Source organism: Catenuloplanes niger (assembly GCF_031458255.1).
Lineage (GTDB): Bacteria > Actinomycetota > Actinomycetes > Mycobacteriales > Micromonosporaceae > Catenuloplanes > Catenuloplanes niger.
The window spans coordinates 8,318,861-8,338,951 of the sequence record NZ_JAVDYC010000001.1 but is presented as its reverse complement, the minus strand read 5'-3'; the positions used below and the strand labels follow the sequence as shown (position 1 = coordinate 8,338,951).

Sequence of the window (20,091 nt, the reverse complement as noted above, 5' to 3'; positions counted from 1 at the left end):
GCACGGGTCTCCGGCCGCGAGCGTGCGGCCTCTCCGGCCGCAAGCGCGCAGGTCTCCAGCCGCAAGCGCGCAGGTTTCCAGCCGCAAGCGAGTCTCTTCGGCCGCGAGCGTGCGGCTCCTCCGCGCCGCGAGCGCGGCGACGACTGATCGGGTCCGCGCGACCGACTCGAGATCGCACGCCGGGTGTCCGCCCCGCCGGGATTTCCGGGTCGGGCTCGGGCCAGGGGGCACGATCGGCCGCGCGTGTGCCGGCCGTCCGGCGCATCGCGCCGTCATCGCTGCGTGACTTGGTGGTGACCGTGGATCACTGTGTAGGCATGGCTACCGGAGCTGCCGTCATCTCAGCGATCGCCGCCTCCGTGGCGGCGATCCTCACCGCCGTGAACCTCAACCTCACCGGCCGGCGCGACCACACGAAGTGGGCGCGGGAGACGTCGGTCGAGGTCATGATGGCGTTCGTCGACGCGAGCTTCGCCGGAAAGGACGCCGTCAAGTCGGCTATCCGCGACGGCGGGCCCGACGCGTGGCCCCCGAGCCCGGACGCCCGGTGCCGGGCCGACGCGCTGACCGCCAAGGAGCAGATGCGTACCATGCAGTCGCGGTTGCGCCTGTTGTCGACGCCCGAGGTCGTCGATGCCGCCCAGATGCTGAGGGCCGCCACCGGCGAATACGTGCGGCTCCTCGACGCCGACCGCGCGACCGCCGTCGACCGGGACGCCGACATGCGGCGCAGACTCTGGTGGCTGCGCCAGTCGTTCATCAACGAGGCCAAGAAGGCGCTCACCCTCCCCCGCGCCTGGCGACGGTTGCCGAGAACCAAGCCGTCGGAAGCCGTCGCCGCCACCGGCCCGACGTCGCCGACCCGCATCACCCCGGGCGAGTAGGCACCACGTGACCGCGACCGGCTGCCCGGCCGGCCACGCGCCGCCGCGCTCGGCGACGGCCGCGGCGCCCCGGCCGGAGCTCCGCACGAGCGGCGGCCGGCGCGGCCGGTGCCAGCACGTCCCGCCGCGCGCGGCACAAACCGCGCGGCACAAAGTAGGGCGATCGCCTCGCTGGCGTCTCGGCGGCGCAACCGCGGACGCTCTCACCGGGAATATCCGGGCATTTCCCTTCCTGGACAGTTCAGTGGCCAGGCCGAGCCGACGGCCGAACATGGAGCCGCACCGAGACCGTCAGGTGGCGTGAGCGAACGGTGTGCAGCGCCGGCCGGGCTGTCCGAGCGCGGTCTTTCAGGCCTCCGAGCGTGACGACTCAGGAGGTCCGAGCCTGATCGGCGCAGGGGGCCGAGCCTGACGGCGCAGGGCACTAGTCTTGGCCGGACTGATCGACGGGGAGGATCGGGACCGGTGAGACTCGGGATAGATTTCGGCACGTCCACGACCGTGGCGGTGACCGGTGACGGCCGCGCGGTCCTGTTCGACGGCGTGCCGCTGCTGCCGTCCGGCATCTGCGCCGCCGGCGACCGGCTGATCACCGGCGGCGAGGCGCTGGGCCGGGCCTCGATCACGCCGGACGCCTACGAACCGCACCCGAAGCGGCGCGTCGACGAGGGTGCCGTGCTGCTCGGCGACTTCACGTTCCCGGTCGCGACGCTGTTCGCCGCCGTGCTCGGCCGCGCGGCCGAGGAGGCCACGGTCGCCACCGGTGAGCCGGTGACCGCGCTCGTGCTGACCCACCCGGCCTCCTGGGGCGCGGACCGGCAGCGCATTCTCGCCGACGCGGCCCGCGAGGCCGGGCTGCCCGTGCCGGAGCTGCTGCCGGAGCCGGTCGCGGCCGTCCGCGGGCTGCCCGGCCCCGGCGTTCCCGACGGCGGGTCGGTGCTGGTCTACGACTTCGGCGGCGGCACGTTCGACGCGACCGTCCTCGTCCGCACCGGCGCCGGTCTCACGGTCGTCGCCACCGAGAGCCTGCCGGACGCGGGTGGCCTGGCCGTCGACGAGGCGCTGCTGAGCTGGCTGACCACGTCCGGCCACGCACCGGCGGAGACCTGGCAGCGGCTGCTGGAGCCGCGGACGTCCACGGACCGGCGCGCCGCCCGGCGACTCCGCGACGACATCCGCACGGCCAAGGAGACGCTGTCGGGTACGCCGTCGGCCACGCTGCGCGTACCGCTGGTGGATCGGGACGTGGTCGTCACCCGTCAGCAGCTGGAGACGCTGGCCGCGCCGATCGTCGACCGCACGGTCGCCTCGTGCGGGTCCGTGCTGCGCGCGGCCGGCACCGGCGCACCGGCCGCGGTGGTCATGACCGGCGGTTCCAGCCGCATGCCGCTCGCCGGCACGCGGCTGCACCAAGCGCTGGGCGTGCCGCCGGTGCGGCCGGCCGACCCGGACCTGGCGGCCGCGACGGGTGCTGTCCTCGGCCCCGGAGGCGTGCCGGTGAGCGTTGCGTCCGCATCCGGTTCCGCGCCGGGCCCGGCCCCGATGCCCGGCACCCCGGTCCCCGCGGCGCCCGTCTCGGGCATGCCCGTTCCCGCGACGCCCGTCTCCGGCATGCCCGTCTCGGGCACGCCCGTTCCCGCGACACCCCTCTCCGGCATGCCCGTCTCGGGCACGCCGATCTCCGCGACGCCCGTCTCCGGCACGCCGGTGTCCGGGACGGCCGCGTTCCCGCCGGCGGAGCGGGACAGCGTCGCCGCGATCCGCCGGTGGGCGATCGTCGCCGGGGCGGCCGCCGCCGTCGCCGCGATCGCCGCCGCCGCCGCGCTGCTGCTCCCGGGCGGCGACGACACGCCCGACGACCGGGTCGCGCTGCCGTCGGCGGTGAGCGCCGCGCCCGGCCAGGGTTCCGTCACCACCGGGCAGCCGCGGACGTCCGCGAGCCCCTCCCCCACGCCGGCCGCGCCGACCGGCGCCGTCACCTCCGCGCCCGCCGCCGCGGCCACCACGGGCCCGGCCGCGCCGCCGCCGGCGCGGAGCGCCACGTTCGCCGTACCGGAGACGCTCTGTCCGGCCGTTCGGTACGGTGCGGTCACCGCGCTCGTCGGTGAGCAGGTCAGCGCGCCGGTCCGGTCGAGCTTCGACCCGACCATCCCGGAGCTGCGCACCTGCCAGGTGGACTTCGTCAGCGGCGGCTTCCAGGCGCTGGCGATCTCGCTCGGCAGCGAGGCCGAGGCCCGTGAGTACATGACCGGTGTCCGCGAGTTCGAGGCCGGTGGCGGCGGCATCGAGGGGGCCCGCCCGGAGCTCACCGAACGGGACGCGGCCGCGCTCGGCGTGGGCCAGGAGTCGTTCAGTTTCGCCGCGGAGGCACCGCACGGCACCCGCACCGGCCTGGTGCTGCGCAACGGCAACCTGGTGATGGAGTTCGAGATCTACGGCTACGACCCGCTGGTCAAGGATCGGTCCAAGCGCGACACGGTCACGAACGCGATGGCGCGGGCCGTCCGGGAGACGTTGCCGCAGCTGCGCTCATGACGCGTACCGGCGGACCAGTGCCTCGAGCGTGGCCGTGATGCCCTTGGCGTTCTGCCGCGGGAAGCCGAGCAGCCGCGCCATCACCACCGACTTCGACGTGCCGTAGTCGAACGTCTCGGTCACCTCGGTCCGCCCGGCGCCGGCGTCCGCGAACTCCCACCGCCACCGGTGCCCGAGCGGATGCTGCCACTCGACCAGCCGGTTCTCCTCGAACCCGGTCACCACCGACGTGATCTTGTATGGCATGCCCATCTGGCGCATCGGCACGGTGAACCGGTCCCCGGCCGTCAGCCGGTGCGGTCCCTCCACCGTGTCCGCCCGGACCGTGCCGGACCCGTCCAGTTCCGCGTGCCGGTGCGGGTCCGCGACCAGCGCGAACAACTCGGCCACCGGCGCGTTCACGATCGCGCGCCGGGACACCCGGTGCGCACCGGTGTCGACTGTGGTTACCGTGCCGCTCATCGGCGGTCCCTCCTGTCGGCCGCGCGCATCGTACCGTGCGCGGCGGTTCGGTCAGGGTGTCACGGTGACGATCGCGACGGCCGGCCGGCTGCTGCCGGCGACGTCGCCGACGACGTCGAGCGGGTTCACCGACGACGGCACGATCGTGGACCTCTTCACGGAACTCACGCTCGGCCCGAGTGATCACGACGTGTGCACCGGATTGCGGCGGACCGCGCTGACGGCCGTGTCGAAGCACCTGGAGTCGGCGATCACCGAGATCCGGCGGAGAAACGCGACGACGATCGTCGTGACAGCCGACATCGCGAGCTGGCCGCACCCGATCACGCGTGCCGACACGACGGAGACGCTGCGGATCAGGTTGCTTGAGGCACACGAGCTGGAGACACAGGCACAGGTCGAGAGGGCGGAGCGGCGCCGGGGCCGGACGTGGCGCGGCTGCCTCCTCGCAGGCGTACTCGGGTTCTTCGCCGCCGGGTGGACACTCGTCGCGGGCTCGCCGCCCGCGGTGCCCGCGTTGCTCGCCGCCGCCGGAATCGCCGCCGCCGGATGCGCGGTGTGGATCCGTGGACGCACGCCCACCGAGGTGACGGCGTTGCGGCAGGCCGCGAGACGGACCTCGTCCGGGCGGAGGAGCGGCTCGACCGGTACACCGCGACTACCGGCGGCTCTGCGAGGAACATGACGCCGATCTGGCGGAGGCCGACCACCTCCGGGAGCTGATACGCCGGGTGGAGGAAGCCGCCGCGCGCGAACCGGGACCGCCGTCCATCGTGGAACCACCGCCGGGCCGGTACCCGGCGTGGAGCGTCCGGCCGAGTGAGGAGGTGCGTGGTCAGGCTGTCCCGTGACGGTGCGACGCGCGTACCGTTGCACCGTCGCGCGCGGGGTCCCCGGGGAGTCCGCCGCAGGAGACCCCGCGCGCACACGGCGACGACCTGACGGACATGTCTAGTGGGCCAGGCGTCGGCGTCCGGACGGGCAGTGATCCGGCTCGTCGGGCAGGAACTCGGCGAGCCGGTGGGCGGCCGGGTGGGCGCCGAGCCGCTCCAGGATCTCCCGGGCCGTCCGGAACGAGTCACGGCCGGGCCGGTCCTCGCCCAGCGCGGTCAGGCACCGGCCGATGCCCTCGTGTGCTCGCGCCTGTTCCTCGCCGCTGCCCGCGCGCTGTGCCAGGGCGAGTGCGCGGCGGTGTTGCTGCAGCGCTCGCCGTTCGCGCTTCCGGAGACGGTTGAGGTCGCCCTGCGCGTTGAGGACCTCCGCCTGCCCGAGCGGGTGGTTCAGCGACACGAAGACCTCCAGGGCCTCCGCATGCGCCGCCTCGGCCGCGGCCAGGTCGCCGGCGAGCCGGTGCAGGATGCCGAGCTGGTTGAGCACGCCGGCGTACCCGGGAAGGTTGCGTAACTCGCGGAACATCGACAGCGCCCGGCGGACCGCGTCGCCGGCTTCCCCGTGCCGGCCGAGCCCGAGATAGGCCCGGCCCAGGTAGTCGTGGCAGTGCGCGCTTCCCGAGGGCGACCGGAGACGCGCATGCAGGTCGCGCGCCTCCTCGAGCGCCTCGGCCGCGCGGCCGTACTCACCGGCCTGGCAATAGAGATGACCCACGTAGTTGAGACTCACCGCGGTGCCACGCGCGTCCCGGATCGTCCGGCACACGTCCAGCGCATGCTCGTGCAGCGCGACGGCCTCCGCGTTCTCGCCCTGGTTCTGCAGCGCGGCACCGAGCCGGTTCAGCACGTCCGCGCATGCCTGTGCCGTCCCGTGTTCCCGCATGATCGAAGCCGCCTCCCGGAGGACCTCAGCCGCGGCACCGAACTCGCCGTCCACCAGATGCAATGTGCCCAGTTCGGCGAGTGCCTCGCCCTCACCCGCACGGTCACCGGCCCGCCGGAACAGGGCCAGCGCCCGTTCCAGATCGGCGCGGACCGGCGCGTGTTCGGGGAGCCTGCGCCGCGCCGCGGCGAACCTGATGAGCGTCCGCGCCTCCGCCGCGTCGATGTGCTCGCCGTCCGGGTGTTCGCGCAGCGTGCCGAGCGCCTCCTCGAAGACCGGCTGGGCCGCCGGGTAGTCGCTGCGCAGGTAGAGCACGGTGCCGAGCTCGCGCAGCGCCGCGGCGCGTGCGGTATGCGCGCCGTTGCGTCCCGCGCACTCGGCGGTGACGCGGTACAGCGTGAGCGCCTGTTCCCACGGGCCGGCCTCGCGCAGGAACGCCGCGAGCCCGGTGGCCAGCCGGGTCATCAGGTCGTGCTCCTGCGTGCGCGCGAGCGCGGTCGCGCAGGCCATCAGGTTGACGCGCTGCTGCTGCAACCAGGCCAGCGCCGCGGCGCGCGCCGCCACCCGGGCCGGATCCGGCGGGTACGGCACCGCGAGCGCCGAGTCGGCCGCGTGGACGCGCCGCGCGTAGTCACCGGCGAGCCGGACGAGCGCCGCCACCCGCTCCGCCTCGCCGTTGCCGTGCACCGAGTTCCGGGAGCGGGCATAGTCGCCGATCAGGTCGTGCAGCTGGTAGCGGCCGTCGTGCCCGACGGAGACCAGATGTTCCTGGACGAGCGTGTCCAGGAACATCTCGGCGCGATCCGGACCTACCCCGGCGAGCGCCGCGGCCGCCGGGACGTCGACGTCCGCGCCCGGGTGCAGGCCGAGCCGGAGCAGGAACCGGCGCAGCGGCTTCGGCAGGCGCCGGAACGACAGGTCGAACGCGGGGCCGACCGCGAGATCCTCGGCCCGCATCCGGGACGTGGGATGGACGGATTGGCGCAGCTCGCGCAGCAGGTCGGCCGCGCGGCGGTACGGGCGGGCCCGCAGCTGGGCGGCCAGCAGACAGATCGGCAACGGCAACGTGCCGCAGTCCCGGACGATGTCCGCGATGGCGTCCGCCTCGTCGCCGTGCGCATCCCGGCCGGACCGGTGCGCGAACAGCTCGGCGGCGGACGCCTCGGTCAGCGTCGGCAACTCCAGGGGATCCGCGGCGTGCTGCGCCAGCAGGCCGGCGAGTCGCCGCCGGCTGGTCACCAGCACCACGCTGTCCCCGCTCGCCGGCAGTAGTGGTGCCACCTGCGCGCGGTCCAGCGCATTGTCCAGCACGACCACGCAGCGTCTCTTCGCCAGGCGGCTGCGCCATTGCGCGGACCGGGCCTGTACGCCGACCGCGATCTGACCGGGCGTCAACCCGTCCGCGATGAGCAGCTGGTAGAGGGCGTCGTCCGGCGTCACCGCGCGCATTCCGGCGGTATGCGCGTGCAGGTCGACGAAGAAGTCGCCGTCCGGATACCGCGCGCTCAACAGGTGGCCGACATGGACCGCCAGCGCGGTCTTGCCGACCCCCGGCATCCCGTCGATCAGGTAGAGGGCGTGCCCGGACAGCAACGTCGCGATCTCGGCGTCGCGCCCCACCAGTGGTGCCGACTCCCTGGGCAGCATCCGCGCCGGTTCCGGCCGCTCCCCCGGCGACCCGAAGATGTACTGGTTGCCGCCGGCCTGGAACACCTCGGCGCCGCCGTCCGCGCGCAGCGACCGCCGCCCCCCGCTCTCATCGCCTGACATGACGGCCGCCGGCGAGGCTCGGCAGCCGGTCGCGGCCACCCCGTCGAAAACGTGATCCCCCGAAAGCATGCACTCGCATGATCCCCCCTGGCAAAACCGCACCCGATATGACTCACTCATCATCACCGCGGGCGCACAACGGAATTCCGGCGCGATGCGGAAGCCGAACGCCGGTGTCGGAGCGTTTCCTGCACATGCACAGGCATTCGCACGTTCGGCCGACACGAAGGCGCTCTCAACTGGGCAGACTCATTCGATCATCCGATGGGGGGTGGGCCGCACGCCCGACATTCATTCATTTTCATTCACCGTCGACGATGCACAATCTGCATATTTGACCACTGCGACGATCTTATTCCGACGGCATTTCACAGGCGATGCACTAATCTCCAGGGAGATCGAGTGATCCTTCGGGGGGAATGGATGAGCTCATGGACCGATGACGGTGCCCGGAGCCCGGGCCGGCCCGGGCCGGCGGTCCCGCGCCAGATACCGGCTGGGCCGGCCGGATTCACCGGCCGCACCGGCGAGCTCGGTGCGCTGGACGCCCTCACCGCGCGACCCGACGGCCCGGCGGTCGTCGTGCTCACCGGCGTCGGCGGGGTCGGCAAGAGCGCGCTCGCGCTTCACTGGGCTCGCACCGCGTCCGTCCGGTTCCCCGACGGTCAGCTCTACGCTCAGCTCGGCGCGTTCGGTCCGGCCGGCCCGGCCGATCCCTCGGACGTCGCGGCGGCGGCGCTGCGATCACTCGGCCTGCCGGAGGACCGGATCCCGGCGCGGGCGGCGGAACGCGCGGCGCTGTTCCGGACCGTAACCGTCGATCTCCGCCTCCTGCTGGTGCTGGACGACGCGCTCTCCGCGGCACAGATCCGTCCGCTGCTGCCGGCCACCGCCGGCAGCGCCGTGGTCGTCACCGCACGGTGGCGACTCGGCGCGCTGGCCCTTGACGGCGCCCGCTTCCTACCGGTCGAGCCGCTGCCCGAGGACGCCGCGGCCGAGCTGCTCCGGCACCGGGTCGGCGCCGCGCGGCTCGACACCGACCGGGAGGCGACCCGCGCGCTGCTGCGCCACTGCGCGGGGCTCCCGGTCGCCCTGGCGGTGTCCGCGGCCCGGCTCGCGAGCCGCCCCCGATGGCCCGTACGAAGAATGGTGGACGAGTTGAACCAGGACGGCGTTGCCCTGACCGACGAGATGTCCCTGACCACGGTCTTCGACCTCTCCTACCGGGAGCTGGACGAGCCCGTCGCCCGCGCCTACCGGGCGCTCGGCGCACATGCCGGCGCGGAGTGCGGCGTGCCGGTCATCGCGGCGATGCTGGACGTCACCCCCGCCGAGGCGGCGGCCCTGCTCGACCAGCTGGTGGAGGCGAGCCTGGTGGCGGAGGCCGGCCCGGACGGCGACCGGTTCCGGCCGCACGACCTGGTGCGCCGGCACGCGCGGCGGGCCGCGAGCGCGGACCCGGAGTGGAACGCGCTGCTGCGGCGGGCCGCCGAGTGGTACCGGGACGGCGCGGCGGTCGCGGGGCGGCTGCTCACGCCGTACCGCAATCGGCCGGTACCGGAACGGCGACCGCACATTCCGGACCGGCCGGCCGCCCTGGCCTGGTTCGACGTGGAACGACCCAACCTGGTCGCGACCGTGCTCGCCGCCGCCGAGCCGTTCCCACTGCTCGCCTGGCAGATCGCGGACGAATGCTGGCCGATGTTCCACCTGCGCCGCCATCACACGGACCGGCAGGTCGTCGACCGGGTGGCGGCCGACTGCGCTCGCCGGCTGGGCGACCCGGCCGGCGAGGCAGAGATGATCAAGCGCCTGGCCTGGTCCCTGTACGACACGGAGCGGTTCGACGAGGCGGAGCCCTTGTTCACCCGGGCGATGGCGCTGGCCGACGGCGCGGGCGACCGGGCCGGGGTGGGCGGCGCACACGCGGGGCTCGGCACCGTAGCGCTGGCACGCGCCCGGTTCGACGAGGCACGCGAGCACTCCGCCGCGCAGCACCGTATCTTCACCGAGCTGGGCGACGTACGGTCGGCCACGCTCGGCCTGCTGCGGCTCGGCATGGTGGCGAACGAGGCCGATCGCCCGGCGGAGGCGGTCACCTATCTGCGGCAGACGGTCACGCTGCTGTCCGGGCTCGGTGTGGACCCGTACAACGAGGCCCTCGCGCGAGTCGAGCTGGGACGCGCCCTCGGCGGCCTGGGTGATCATGACAGCGCCGACCGTGAGCTGACCCGGGCACTGTCCGACATGGACCGGCTCGGCTCGGAACGCGGCCGGGCGCAGGCGCTGCACCGACGTGGTGAGGTGCACCTCGCCACATCCCGGCACGCCGACGCGCGCCGGGACCTGACCGCGGCCGAGGATGCCTACACCCGCCTGGCCGACACCGAGGCCGATCAGGTCAGGCGGCTGCTCGACGACCTGCCCTGACGGGTGACCGAGCGCAGCAGCATCACGGCCCGCACGACGGAGACCGCGTCCGGCCCGGCCGGACCGGACCCCGCGCGCACCGCGGTCGTCACGCCGGAACCCGCGATCGCCGCGATCCGCCCGTGGCGATCCACCAGCGTGACGCCGCCACCGGGCTGGATCCGCGCTACCGCCGACACACCCGGATAACGTGCCAGCGATACCACCGGCGCCTCGCCCGCCACCGACGTCCACAACAGGACGTCCGCGACCGGCCGCCACCGCGCGCCACCACCCGGCATGACCACCACCAGGAAGACGTCGCCACCGTTCGGCACCAGATAGGCCCGGTCGCCGACCGCCACCGGATCGGTCCCGCCGGACGGTCGCGCGCGGACCCCGGTCACAGCGGCGCCCGGCGACGGTACGGCCGGGGCACCGCCACCGGGTGTGCCGTCACCCGTCCGCCCGGTTCCGGCAACCGCAGCAGCCGGTACATCTCGGCACGCAGCCGGTGCGCCGCCTCGCCCCGGGCCGTGCTCACCAGTCCCGGCACCGCGGCCGCGACCGCCGCTCGCCGCTCCCGCGCCCGCCGCAACTGCGCCGGCAGGGGCATGGTGACGTCGAGCAGTGCGGTCGTCCGGGAGAGCGCCTCGGCCGCCGACCCCGGCGCCACCCGTCCCTCCGGCGCGGGCAGGTGCAGCACCGGGATCCCCACGGCAGCGGCATACAACGTGGGCGACCCGTAGTCACCGATCCACACATCCGCGGCGGCCGCCAGTGCCCGCCAGTCCAGCGGCTCCACATACCGGAGGCCGGGCACCCGGCGGCTGCGCGCCCACGCCTCGACCTGCCGCGCGCCGTGGCCGTGCCACGTCGCGGGGTGGCAGACCGCGCGCACCGCGTACCGGTCGCGCGGCAGCTCACGCAGCGCGTCGCAGAGCGCCGGCCACACCCGCCGGAACAGCGACCACTCACCCCAGGTGCTGCTGACCGCGACCAGTGTGCGCACCGCGTCCACACCCAGACCCCGGCGGTACGCGGTGCGGCGCGGCAGGCTCGCGGTAAGCCGGTCGAGGCACAGGTCGCCGGTGAGTCGCGCGGCCGGGAGCGCCTGCGGGCACTGCCGGGCCAGCACGTCCCGGGCGGCCTCGTGCGCGATCGTGACGACCCGCGGGATCAGTCGCCCGTAACTGGTCAGCCACGGCGCGGCGAGCCCGGTCACCAGGCCGTCACCCGGGCCGCCGTCCGGCGACCAGGTGACCTTGTTGCTCGTGATGCCGTGCGGGAGCTGAATGATCGGCGCCCGCAGCTCGTGCAGGCCGGCGCAGTCCGCCGCGAGCGCGAGATCGAACGTGGACCGGATCGCCTGCTCCCACGGGATCACCACCGCGCCGAGCGAGCCCAGCAGCTCGTCCGTACCGTTGCTCAGCACGTCCGGCGCGCGAGTGAACACCACCTGCACACGCTCGTCCGGCTCGGCCAGCCCGACCGCGTCCAGCACGTGCTGCGCGCTCGCCACCGTGTGGCAGACCGCGAGCACCAGTCGCTGCACCGGCGCGGTGTGCCACCTCGCGGCGCCCGGCCCGGCCGGCATCTCCAGCCAGTGCGCGCTCACCACGTACCCCTGACTTCTCGCATGTCGTCCCGTCTCCCCTGATCGATGCGGTATGACGGTGCGAAGCATCGGGTGCCCGCGCGGACGGCGGACCGGACGCGAACCCGGACGGGAAACCGGACGCCGCAGGCCGGAGCGCCCAAGAAATTCGTGACGGGTGATGCCACACTTCGGGTCGGGGGTGACCGCGGATGGAGATTCGGCTGCTCGGCCCGGTGGAGATCACGAACGACGACCACAAGCCGGTACGTCTGGAGCGTTCGGCACAGCGCGGGCTGCTGGCGGCGCTGGCGCTGCAACCCGGCCGGCTGGTGAGCGCGGACACGCTGATCGCCGCCCTGTGGGACGGTGATCCGCCGGAGAAGGCGCAGGAGACGCTGGCACACTACGCGCGGGCCGTGCGGGCCGCGTTGCTCCGCGCCGGTGCCGCACCCGACGTGCTGACGAATCGGCGGCTCACGGGGTACGAACTGCACGTACCGCCGGACGACGTGGACTATCACCGCTTCACCGCGCTGGTACGGAACGCCACCCGCGAGAGCTCCGCCGCGGCCGCCGTGGATCTCTACACGCGTGCGATCGCGCTGTGGCGGGGCGACGCGCTGGCCGACGTGGGCACGGACTGGGCCGAGCGCAGCTCGCACCGCATGCGGCAGGAGTTGACGGACGCGTCCTGCGCGCTCTTCCGCGGCCAGATGGCGGTGGGCGCGCACGCCGCCGCGGCGGCCGGCGTCACGGGGCTGCTGGCCCAGGTCACGCCCACCGACGAGATCATCACGATCGGCCTGGAGGCGCTGGCCCGCGCCGGCCGCCACTCGGACATCGACGCGTTCCTCAACGACGCCGCCGCACGCATGTGGCGACTCGCCGCGGCCCGTCCCGGCGAGTCGGTGCACCGTCTGGCCGCACGACTGGTGACCGAGCCGCCGAGCGTGCCACGACCGCCTGAGGAATCCCACGGTGAGCATAAATCCGACGACTCCAACAACGCGCAGGTGCGGCAGACAGCGGTCAACTGCGGCACCGTCCACTTTGCCGGCCGCGATCAATACGTTTCATTCCCTTGGCGCCATTAGGTTTACGCGCCTGAGCCTCCACATAGAATCACCCGGTCGAGCGAACAGCGGATCTTCGGCTCCAATGGGGACATCGGAGAGCGTACGATGCTCTTCGCCTCGGCGGGAATTTCACGCGATAGTGGGAATCCGCCGAAAGCGCACCATGTCCGAACCCCTATCGGAGGCACGTTGCTTAACCCATTGATCTTGTACAGCACTGTCAAGATCATAGAAGCCATACTGCACATCGAAGATAAGATCACCCCTCTGGCGATCACCCTCTTCCTTCTGATGCTCTGAGGCCAGCCGACCTTCCACCCCCGGGGCCGACTGCAAGCCGGTCGGCCCCTCTCGCTCAGCGCGTCGACCCCGAGCGCCTGTCGCCGAACACCTCTCGGCAGGCACGCGCACCCGAGCACCCCAGCGCCCTGCCCCGCACTCCGTCCCGCGCCCTGTCCCGCGCTTCGCACGCCAGCGACCTCGTCCTTCGTACCGTCGAGAACTCTAGCGCACTTAATCGACAATGTCGACCATGTGCGCGCCACTCCCCTTCTGACGCCCCGCCGACCGGAGCGGGTGTGGCGGTGCCAGCCGCGGGCGTACGGCTCGATCTGGATCTGGCCGTCCACCGGGACGCCCTGGTGGGTGGTGGGCCCGCCCGATCCGCGCCGCCCTGGCGCCGGCCGGCAGTCCACGGGCCCGGCGCCGCCTCGATATTCCGGGGATGTGCCACGGTGGACGTCCGGACGTCGAATGTCCGCAGGCCAGCGGGGTTGACGTGGCACACATCGAGGCGGGGAACAAGCATCGGCCGGGTGGCGCTGAGCCTATGGTGATCCACTCCGAACCGCGCCTCTCGCTGCTCGATCGCTCCCGTACCCGGACCGGTGAGTCGGAGCCGGCCTCGCTCAGGGGCACGGTGGCCCGGGCGGCGAGCGCCGAACGGCTCGGGTACGACCGGTTCTGGGTCGCCGAGCACCACGGCGTACCGGGGATCGCGGGCGCGGCCCCGGCGGTGCTCCTGACCGCGGTCGCGGGGGCGACCACGACCATCCGGATCGGCTCGGCCGGGGTGATGCTGCCGCACCACCAGCCGCTGGTCGTCGCGGAGCAGTTCGCCACGCTGTCGGCGTTCGCGCCGGGCCGGGTCGACCTGGGGCTCGGCCGCTCGCCGGGATTCACCGCGCCGGTACGCCGGGCGCTGCGGCAGACCGAGAGCGACTTCGCCGCGGACCTCGCCGAGCTACGGCGGTTCCTGACCGGAACGGCGGAGATCGGCCTGCACCCGCGGCCGGAGGGCGCCGTCCCGCTGTACGCACTGGCCACCGGGAGCGGCCTGCGGATCGCGGCCGAACTGGGGCTGCCGGTCATCGTGGGCGGCCCGCTGCTCGGCGTCGGCGGCGACCCGGCACCCGGACTGGCCGCGCTGGACGACTACCGGCGGTCGTTCCGGCCCTCCGCGCAGCAGCCGGTGCCGTGGGTGGCCATCAGCCTGGACGTGCTGGTCGCCGACACCGCCGCGGAGGCCGCCGACCTGCTGCTGCCGGAGGCGTGGGCGATGGCCCGAAGCCGTACCACCGGGGTGTTCCCGCCGCTGGAACCGGTGCACGTGGTCCGCTCCGCCACCCGTACCGCACGCCAGCAGCAGTACCTCGAGCAGACCGCCGCGGCCGCGATCACCGGCACGCCCGCGCAGGTGGAGAGCCGCCTCACCGCGCTGCTCGACCGCACCGGCGCCGCCGAACTGGTCACCTCCGCCAGCACCTTCGACCGCGACGCCCTCGCCGCCTCCGACGCCGCGCTGGCCGCCCTCTTCCGCCGGGCGTGAACCGCGCACGGTCCCGTCCGCCGTGCACCGAAACTGTCAGGGGGCACCGGTAGGTTGCCGGCATGCTGGCCGACACGGACCCGGTGGTGCCCTACCTCCACGGCGATCTGCCCGGCGACGCGGCGCTCGCGCTGGTCCGCCCGCTGGGTGACGCACACGCCGACCCGGCCTTCGAGACGCTGGCCCGCATTCCCACGGTCAGCGGCCCGGAGGCGTCGCCGGTCGTCGGTGCGGCCCTCCGGCACGCGTTCCCGGCCGGCCCGGTCACGCCCGGCACCGCTCCGGCCGACCTGACACCGTCCCAGCGGCACCGGACCGGCGCCGTGTTCGCCGACATGATCCACCGGTACGGGCTGCCCGCCACGCCCGCCGCCCTGCCCGACCTGTGCGGCAGCGGCTGATGGACGGGTCGTCGAGCGGGGTGCGGCCGCCCGTGCCGGACCTCCGGTCGCCGGACAGCTGGCTTCCGGCCGAGGTCGCGGCGGCGCTGGTCACCCACGGCCGGCTGGCCGACGCCTACCGGTACGCCGAGCGAGGCGACTGGCACTGCGCCCGCGACGTCGCGGCGGCGCTGGTCGCCGACGGCCGGGTGGCGCAGGCGCGGGAGCTGCTGCGGCCGATCGCCGCGCGCGGGCACTGGGCCGCCGTGGAGACGCTCACCGGCCTGCTCGGCCCGGACGAGGCGATCACGCTGCTCCGCGGCCGGTCCGGACCGTTCGTGGCGCCGCTGCTCGCGTCGCTGCTGGCCGCCGCCGGGCGTACGGACGAGGTCGTCGCGCTCCTCGGCCCGCACGTCGCGGACTCCGGCTGCGCGCACGCGCTGGTCGCGCTGACCGCCGGCACGGGCCGGGACGAGGAGGTCGCGGCGCTGCTGCGGGCGCGGCTCGACGCCCCGCCGTCGCACGCCGATCCGTGCGAGCTCGCCCGGCGGGACGTCGAGCGGCTGCTCGCCACGGTCCTGGACCGCCGCGGCTTCGTCGACGAGGCGGTGGCTCTGCTGGACCGGCACCCGCACCACCTCGACCAGCTCGCCGGCATCCTGGCCCGGCACGACCGGGAGGGGCCGCTCCGCGCGCTCGCCGCCGGCCCCGGCGGGGACCGCGCCGCGTGCCGCCTGGCCCACTGGCTCGAGCGCCACGCCCGCCCGGACGAGGCGGCCGGCGTGCTGCGACCGTTCGCCGACGAGGGGTCCTCGCACGCCGGTACGGCACTGGCCGCGCTGCTGGCCCGGCACGGCCGCGTGGACGAGGCCATCGAGGTGCTGCGCCCGTTCCCCACCACGACGGCCGAGCCCGAAGGGATCATCGACCAGCTCTGCGACCTGCTGACCTCACAGGGCCGCGTCGACGAGGCGCTGGCCCTCCTCGACGACACCGCGGCCGACGACGGCGGCCCGCCGCCCGGGGTGGACGAGAAACGGGCGGAGATCCTCGCCCGGGCCGGCCGGGCCGAGCAGGCGATCGCCGAGCTCCGCGCCCGCGCGGAGCTCCGCCACGGTGCCGTGGCCGCCGTCCTCGCGTCCCTGCTCACCGGCGCGGGCCGGGTGGACGAGGCGGTCGCGGTGCTGCGTGCCGCCCACCCCTCCCCCTGGACCACGACCGACCTGGCGGTCGCGCTCATCCGGCAGGGCCGCGCGGCGGAGGGGGTGGCCCTGTTCCACGCCGGCACCGCCGCCCGCCAGGCGGCGAAGCACCGGGCGGACACCGCCTTCTGGCGCGACTTCGCCGCGGGCCGATGACGTGGCGCCGGCCGTTCGTCGCGCGGCCAGGCTGGTCCGGCGGCCGGCTCGGCGGAGTGCCGGCCGGACCACCGGCCCCGCGATGCCGACCGGGCGATGCCGACCGGCCCCGCGATGCCGACCGGCCGCGTGATGCCGACCGGGCTACCCGGCCGCGGGGGATGCGGACCGCGGGGTGCCGGCCGGGTAGCCCGGCCGCGGCGGGGCACGTCGGTGCCGGGCCTCGGCCGGGCGACCCGTGCGGCCCCGCGTGGGGAGGCCCCGGGAGGCGGGGCCTCCGCACGGTCAGATCTTCGCTCCGACCGCCTGACCGTTGGCCGGGACCAGGAAGTTCGAGGAGCGGATGGAGCCGTCGGTGTTGCGGGGCCCGGTGATCGTGGCCTGGTCGGTGCTGGCCAGCGGCCACGAGCCGCCGATGTTCCACGAGTTGCCGGAGCCGGTCGACGAGCCGAGCGCGACCGCCGTCTTGTTGCCGACGGCGAGGTTGGCGGTCAGCCTCGAGGTGGAGCCGCCGTCGACGTCGAAGCCGGTCTTGGCGTTCTGGTAGGCGGTGTTCCGGTGGAACACCAGCGAGCCGGTGTTGCCGTTGTCGGTGAAGCCGTGGGCCGCGTTGCCGAACGCCATGCTGTTGGTGACGCTGTGCGCGGCCGCGGGCCCGGTGCCGCCGCTGCCGCCCATCTTGAAGCCGTTGCCGTCGCCGGAGAAGTTCGGGATGCTCCAGCGGTTGTAGCCGTTGCCGTAGGCGATGCTGTCCTGGACCGTGATCGGTGAGGTGAACGCCCAGGCGTCGAAGCCGTCGTCGACGTTGTTCCACAGCCGCGCGCCGCGAACCACGTTGCCGGAGCCGCCGCCTTCCTTGATGCCGAGCCCGTCGGCGCTCTCGCCGTTCTTGCGCGGGTCCCGGTTGTGGTAGCTGTCGAGGTTGATGATCTGGTTGTTGGCCGAGTTGTTCTGCAGCTGGAACCCGGTCTCGTAGTTGTCGCGCGTGACCAGCCGGTCGAACGTGTTGTTGTTGCAGTTGGCGCAGTACACACCGTAGGGGCCACGAATGATCTCCAGTCCCGAGATCCGCCAGTGGGACGCCTCCATGTGCACGGCACCGCGCTGGACCGCCGGGATCGTCGACCCGACGGCACCCGGGGTGTACGGCAGCGCCTCGCCGTCGATGACGACCTTCTCCCCGGCGTACGCCGTGAGCGTGATCGGCGCGGAGGCGGTGCCGCTCTTGGTGATCTGGATGTTCGTGGTCAGCGCGTAGGTGCCGCCGCGCACCGCGATGGTCCCGCCGGCCACGACCAGGCTCACGGCCTTCTGAATGGTCGCGAGCGGCGCCTGCTGGGTACCGGCGTTGCTGTCGCTGCCGCCGGGCGCGACGAACAGCGTCGTCTCCGCGGCTTCCACCGGTCCGGCGAGGGCACCGGCGGCGACGACGGCGACCGCGACCACCGCCGCGGACGACAGATGCTTCCGTTTCATCTCGAGTCTCCTTGCGCACGGTACGGGCGGGCCGACGGTTCCCACCCAGGAAAACGCTTTCCTCGCCAACGTAGCCGCCCGATCGACATGCGTCAATACGTTTCAATGCCGGCCGCTTCCACCGGATCATCCTTCTGATGTGTGGCCGGCAGCGGCCTCGGCACGGGCGGTCCGGCGTCACGTCGAGGTCGTGCCGCGTCACCACGATCGTGGCGCCCACGGCCGCGCAGGCATCGCGGTATCCCGCGGGGCCTGCTCGACGGCCACCACGTCGGTGCCGGGACGCCCGGCGCCGCCGACGTCGTGCCGGCCCGTGACGGCGGGGCCAGATCGACGGCTCCGGGCCGCGGTTCCGACGGGGTGACACCGGGAAACGCACTGATCTCGGGGCAAGGTCAGGCGCACTCGCGCGGTCAGCGGGCGGTGACACCGCCGTCGACCGGCAGCAGGGCGCCGGTGATGAAGCTGGCCCGGTCGGAGGCCAGGAACAGGATCGCCTCGGCCACCTCGGCCGGCTGGGCGATGCGGCCGAGCGGGTGGAAGTCGCCGAAGGTGCGCAGGTACTCCTGTCCGTCAGGACGGATGTCGTTGAGGAAGCCGGTGTCGATGACGCCCGGCGCCACCGCGTTGGCCCGGACACCGGCCGGCGCGCCCTCGATGGCCAGCACCTTCATCAGCTGGGCCAGGGCGCCCTTGGAGGCGCTGTAGGCGGATCCCTCGGGCAGGGCCACGGTCGCCGTGTACGACGCGACCAGCACGATCGCGCCGGCGCCCTCGGCGGTCATCTGCCGGTAGGCGGCCCGGCTGAAGACGAAGTTGCCGCGCACGTTGATCGTCATGATCCGGTCCCAGTCGGCCACCGTGGTCTCTCCGACGGGCTTGTTGAGCGTACGGCCGGCGTTGCCGACCAGGACGTCGAGCCGGCCGTACCGCTCCAGCGCGACCGTGACGGCGTGATCGGCCGTCGTCTCGTCGGTGACGTCACCGACCACCGCCGTGACCAGCCCGGGCCCGGCCTCCTCCAGCTCGCGCACGGCCGGGTCCAGGTCGTGGGCGACCACCCGCGCGCCGCGCTCCAGCAACAGGCTCACCGTCGCGCGGCCGAGCCCACCGGCGGCACCGGTCACGATGGCCACGCGGCCGTCGAACTCCTGATCAGCAGGCATGTCATGATTCCTTTCGAGGACGATTCATCGGGTACGAAGGACGAGGGCGCAGAGCACCCCGGCGGCCGAGACGGCCACGATCAGCGCGGTGGCGAACGTGTAGCCGGTGAGCCCGGCGCCGTGCACGCCGGCGGTGACCGCGGCCAGGCCGACGGCGCCGCCGATCTGCTGGGCCGCTCCCAGCACGGACGCGGCCAGTCCCTGCCGACCGGCCGGGGCCGCGCCCAGGGCGGCCATGTTGAGCGGGGCGAACGTGGCGGCGATGCCGACTCCGTTGACCGCCATCACCGGCAGGACGACCGAGACGAAACCGGCCCCGGGCTCGAGCCGGAAGAAGAGCGCGTACGACAGCGTGAGCAGCACCATGCCGCCGACCACCATCGGGCGCACGCCGATCCGGCTCGCCAGCTTGCCGGCCTGCGGGGCCAGCACACCGTTGACCAGCCCGATCGGCGCGAAGGCGAGCGCCGCCTGCAGCGGCGACCAGCCCAGCACGTTCTGGAAGGCCAGCGTGGCCAGGAAGGCGAAGCCGCTGTAGGCCGCCCACAGGCAGGCGATCGCCAGGGCGCTGCCGGCGGCGGTCCGGCCGGCCAGGTAGTCGAGCGGCAGCAGCGGCGCCGGGGCGTGCCGCTCCCGCAGCACGAATCCGACCAGGGCCAGCACGGCGGCGACGGCCGTGACGAGCGTCACCGGGCCGGCCCAGCCGAGCTGCGGCCCGGTGGTCAGCGCCAGCACCAGGGCGGAGAAGCCGCCGGTGGCGAGGACGGCCCCGGTCAGGTCCAGGGGCTCACGGGTGACCGGGCCACCGCGCGGGATCAGGCGCGGCGCCAGCAGGAGCACGGCCACCGCGAAGGGCAGCGGCAGCGCCATGGCCAGCCGCCACGACACCTCGGTCACCGCGCCGCCGAGCACCAGCCCGCCCACAAAACCGGCTGCGCCCGCGGTCGCGTACGCCCCCAGCGCCTTGCCCCGGGCCGGGCCCTCCGGCCAGCGGGTCGAGATCAGCGCCAGCGAGGCGGGCGCCAGGAAGGCGGCGGCCACCCCCTTGACCAGCCGGGCCGCGATCAGGGTGGCGCCGTCCGGGGCGAACGTCCCGACGGCCCCGGCGGCCAGGAACACCGCGGTGGCCACCAGGAGGACCCGCCGGGCGCCCCAGACGTCGGCCACCCGGCCGCCGAGGAGCAGGAATCCTCCGTACCCGAGCAGGTAGGCGGCGACCACCCAGCCGAGCGCGCCGGCGCCGAGCCCGAGATCCGCCTGGATCGCGGGCAGTGCCACCGTGACGTCGGACAGGTCGATCGCATCCATGAAGTGCGCGGTGCACAGCAGGACGAGCAGTGGCAGTCCCACTGCGGTCCCGGTGCGCCCCGTCGG

15 protein-coding genes and 1 pseudogene are annotated in these 20,091 nt (G+C 74.1%); 9 read left to right on the top strand and 7 right to left on the bottom strand.

Annotated features, from left to right (window positions below):
- Window positions 1-245 precede the first annotated feature (245 nt).
- The 3 genes and pseudogenes from J2S44_RS36545 to J2S44_RS43035 all read left to right on the top strand — a co-directional run bounded on the left by J2S44_RS36545 (window position 246) and on the right by J2S44_RS43035 (window position 2,992).
- Entirely contained in the window at window positions 246-884 is a 639-nt protein-coding gene (locus tag J2S44_RS36545; protein ID WP_310423892.1) for a hypothetical protein, read from the top strand.
- 465 nt (window positions 885-1,349) lie between these two features.
- Window positions 1,350-2,351, top strand: a pseudogene (locus tag J2S44_RS43040) (Hsp70 family protein); the annotation flags it as partial.
- Window positions 2,352-2,398: 47 nt separating this feature from the next.
- Window positions 2,399-2,992: a pentapeptide repeat-containing protein gene (locus tag J2S44_RS43035; protein ID WP_374728047.1), complete on the top strand. Its 594-nt coding sequence runs from the start codon at window positions 2,399-2,401 to the stop codon at window positions 2,990-2,992.
- A 421-nt stretch (window positions 2,993-3,413) separates the two neighbouring features.
- On the opposite strand, the gene J2S44_RS36535 is transcribed toward J2S44_RS43035, so the two are convergent.
- Window positions 3,414-3,881, bottom strand: coding sequence for an SRPBCC family protein (locus tag J2S44_RS36535; protein ID WP_310423887.1), 468 nt, complete (start codon window positions 3,879-3,881; stop codon window positions 3,414-3,416).
- 64 nt (window positions 3,882-3,945) lie between these two features.
- Between J2S44_RS36535 and J2S44_RS36530 the strand changes: the two genes are divergently transcribed.
- Window positions 3,946-4,566, top strand: a complete 621-nt coding sequence (locus tag J2S44_RS36530) for a hypothetical protein (protein ID WP_310423884.1) — start codon at window positions 3,946-3,948, stop codon at window positions 4,564-4,566.
- A 266-nt stretch (window positions 4,567-4,832) separates the two neighbouring features.
- Here J2S44_RS36530 and J2S44_RS36525 read toward each other — a convergent pair whose 3' ends face one another.
- Entirely contained in the window at window positions 4,833-7,424 is a 2,592-nt protein-coding gene (locus tag J2S44_RS36525) for an ATP-binding protein (RefSeq protein ID WP_310423881.1), read from the bottom strand.
- A 423-nt stretch (window positions 7,425-7,847) separates the two neighbouring features.
- Here J2S44_RS36525 and J2S44_RS36520 point away from each other — a divergent pair, with 423 nt between their 5' ends.
- A complete protein-coding gene (locus J2S44_RS36520; RefSeq protein ID WP_310423878.1) occupies window positions 7,848-9,854 on the top strand; it encodes an NB-ARC domain-containing protein in 2,007 nt (668 codons plus the stop codon).
- On the opposite strand, the gene J2S44_RS36515 is transcribed toward J2S44_RS36520, so the two are convergent.
- Both J2S44_RS36515 and J2S44_RS36510 read right to left on the bottom strand, forming a co-directional pair.
- Window positions 9,821-10,240, bottom strand: a complete 420-nt coding sequence (locus tag J2S44_RS36515; protein WP_310423875.1) for a hypothetical protein — start codon at window positions 10,238-10,240, stop codon at window positions 9,821-9,823. The two genes, J2S44_RS36520 and J2S44_RS36515, sit on opposite strands and share 34 nt — an antisense overlap.
- Window positions 10,237-11,451 carry a hypothetical protein gene (locus tag J2S44_RS36510; RefSeq protein WP_310423872.1) on the bottom strand — a complete coding sequence of 405 codons (1,215 nt, stop codon included), beginning with the start codon at window positions 11,449-11,451 and terminating at the stop codon, window positions 10,237-10,239. Before J2S44_RS36510 ends, J2S44_RS36515 begins: the two co-directional genes overlap by 4 nt.
- Before the next feature lie 191 nt (window positions 11,452-11,642).
- On the opposite strand from J2S44_RS36510, the gene J2S44_RS36505 reads away from it, so the two are divergent.
- The 4 genes from J2S44_RS36505 to J2S44_RS36490 all read left to right on the top strand — a co-directional run bounded on the left by J2S44_RS36505 (window position 11,643) and on the right by J2S44_RS36490 (window position 16,075).
- Window positions 11,643-12,527 carry an AfsR/SARP family transcriptional regulator gene (locus J2S44_RS36505; RefSeq protein WP_310423869.1) on the top strand — a complete coding sequence of 295 codons (885 nt, stop codon included), beginning with the start codon at window positions 11,643-11,645 and terminating at the stop codon, window positions 12,525-12,527.
- A gap of 811 nt (window positions 12,528-13,338) precedes the next feature.
- Window positions 13,339-14,337, top strand: coding sequence for an MsnO8 family LLM class oxidoreductase (locus J2S44_RS36500; protein ID WP_310423866.1), 999 nt, complete (start codon window positions 13,339-13,341; stop codon window positions 14,335-14,337).
- Window positions 14,338-14,399: 62 nt separating this feature from the next.
- On the top strand, window positions 14,400-14,738 hold the full coding sequence (locus tag J2S44_RS36495; protein WP_310423864.1) for a hypothetical protein: 339 nt from the start codon (window positions 14,400-14,402) through the stop codon (window positions 14,736-14,738).
- A 32-nt stretch (window positions 14,739-14,770) separates the two neighbouring features.
- Window positions 14,771-16,075, top strand: coding sequence for a tetratricopeptide repeat protein (locus tag J2S44_RS36490; RefSeq protein ID WP_310423861.1), 1,305 nt, complete (start codon window positions 14,771-14,773; stop codon window positions 16,073-16,075).
- A 285-nt stretch (window positions 16,076-16,360) separates the two neighbouring features.
- On the opposite strand, the gene J2S44_RS36485 is transcribed toward J2S44_RS36490, so the two are convergent.
- The 3 genes from J2S44_RS36485 to J2S44_RS36475 all read right to left on the bottom strand — a co-directional run bounded on the left by J2S44_RS36485 (window position 16,361) and on the right by J2S44_RS36475 (window position 20,067).
- Window positions 16,361-17,551, bottom strand: a complete 1,191-nt coding sequence (locus J2S44_RS36485) for a right-handed parallel beta-helix repeat-containing protein (protein WP_310423859.1) — start codon at window positions 17,549-17,551, stop codon at window positions 16,361-16,363.
- A gap of 413 nt (window positions 17,552-17,964) precedes the next feature.
- Window positions 17,965-18,717 (bottom strand): SDR family NAD(P)-dependent oxidoreductase, encoded by a 753-nt coding sequence (locus J2S44_RS36480; protein WP_310423855.1) that lies wholly within the window; start codon window positions 18,715-18,717, stop codon window positions 17,965-17,967.
- Between the two features lie 24 nt (window positions 18,718-18,741).
- On the bottom strand, window positions 18,742-20,067 hold the full coding sequence (locus tag J2S44_RS36475) for an MFS transporter (RefSeq protein WP_310423851.1): 1,326 nt from the start codon (window positions 20,065-20,067) through the stop codon (window positions 18,742-18,744).
- Window positions 20,068-20,091 lie beyond the last annotated feature (24 nt).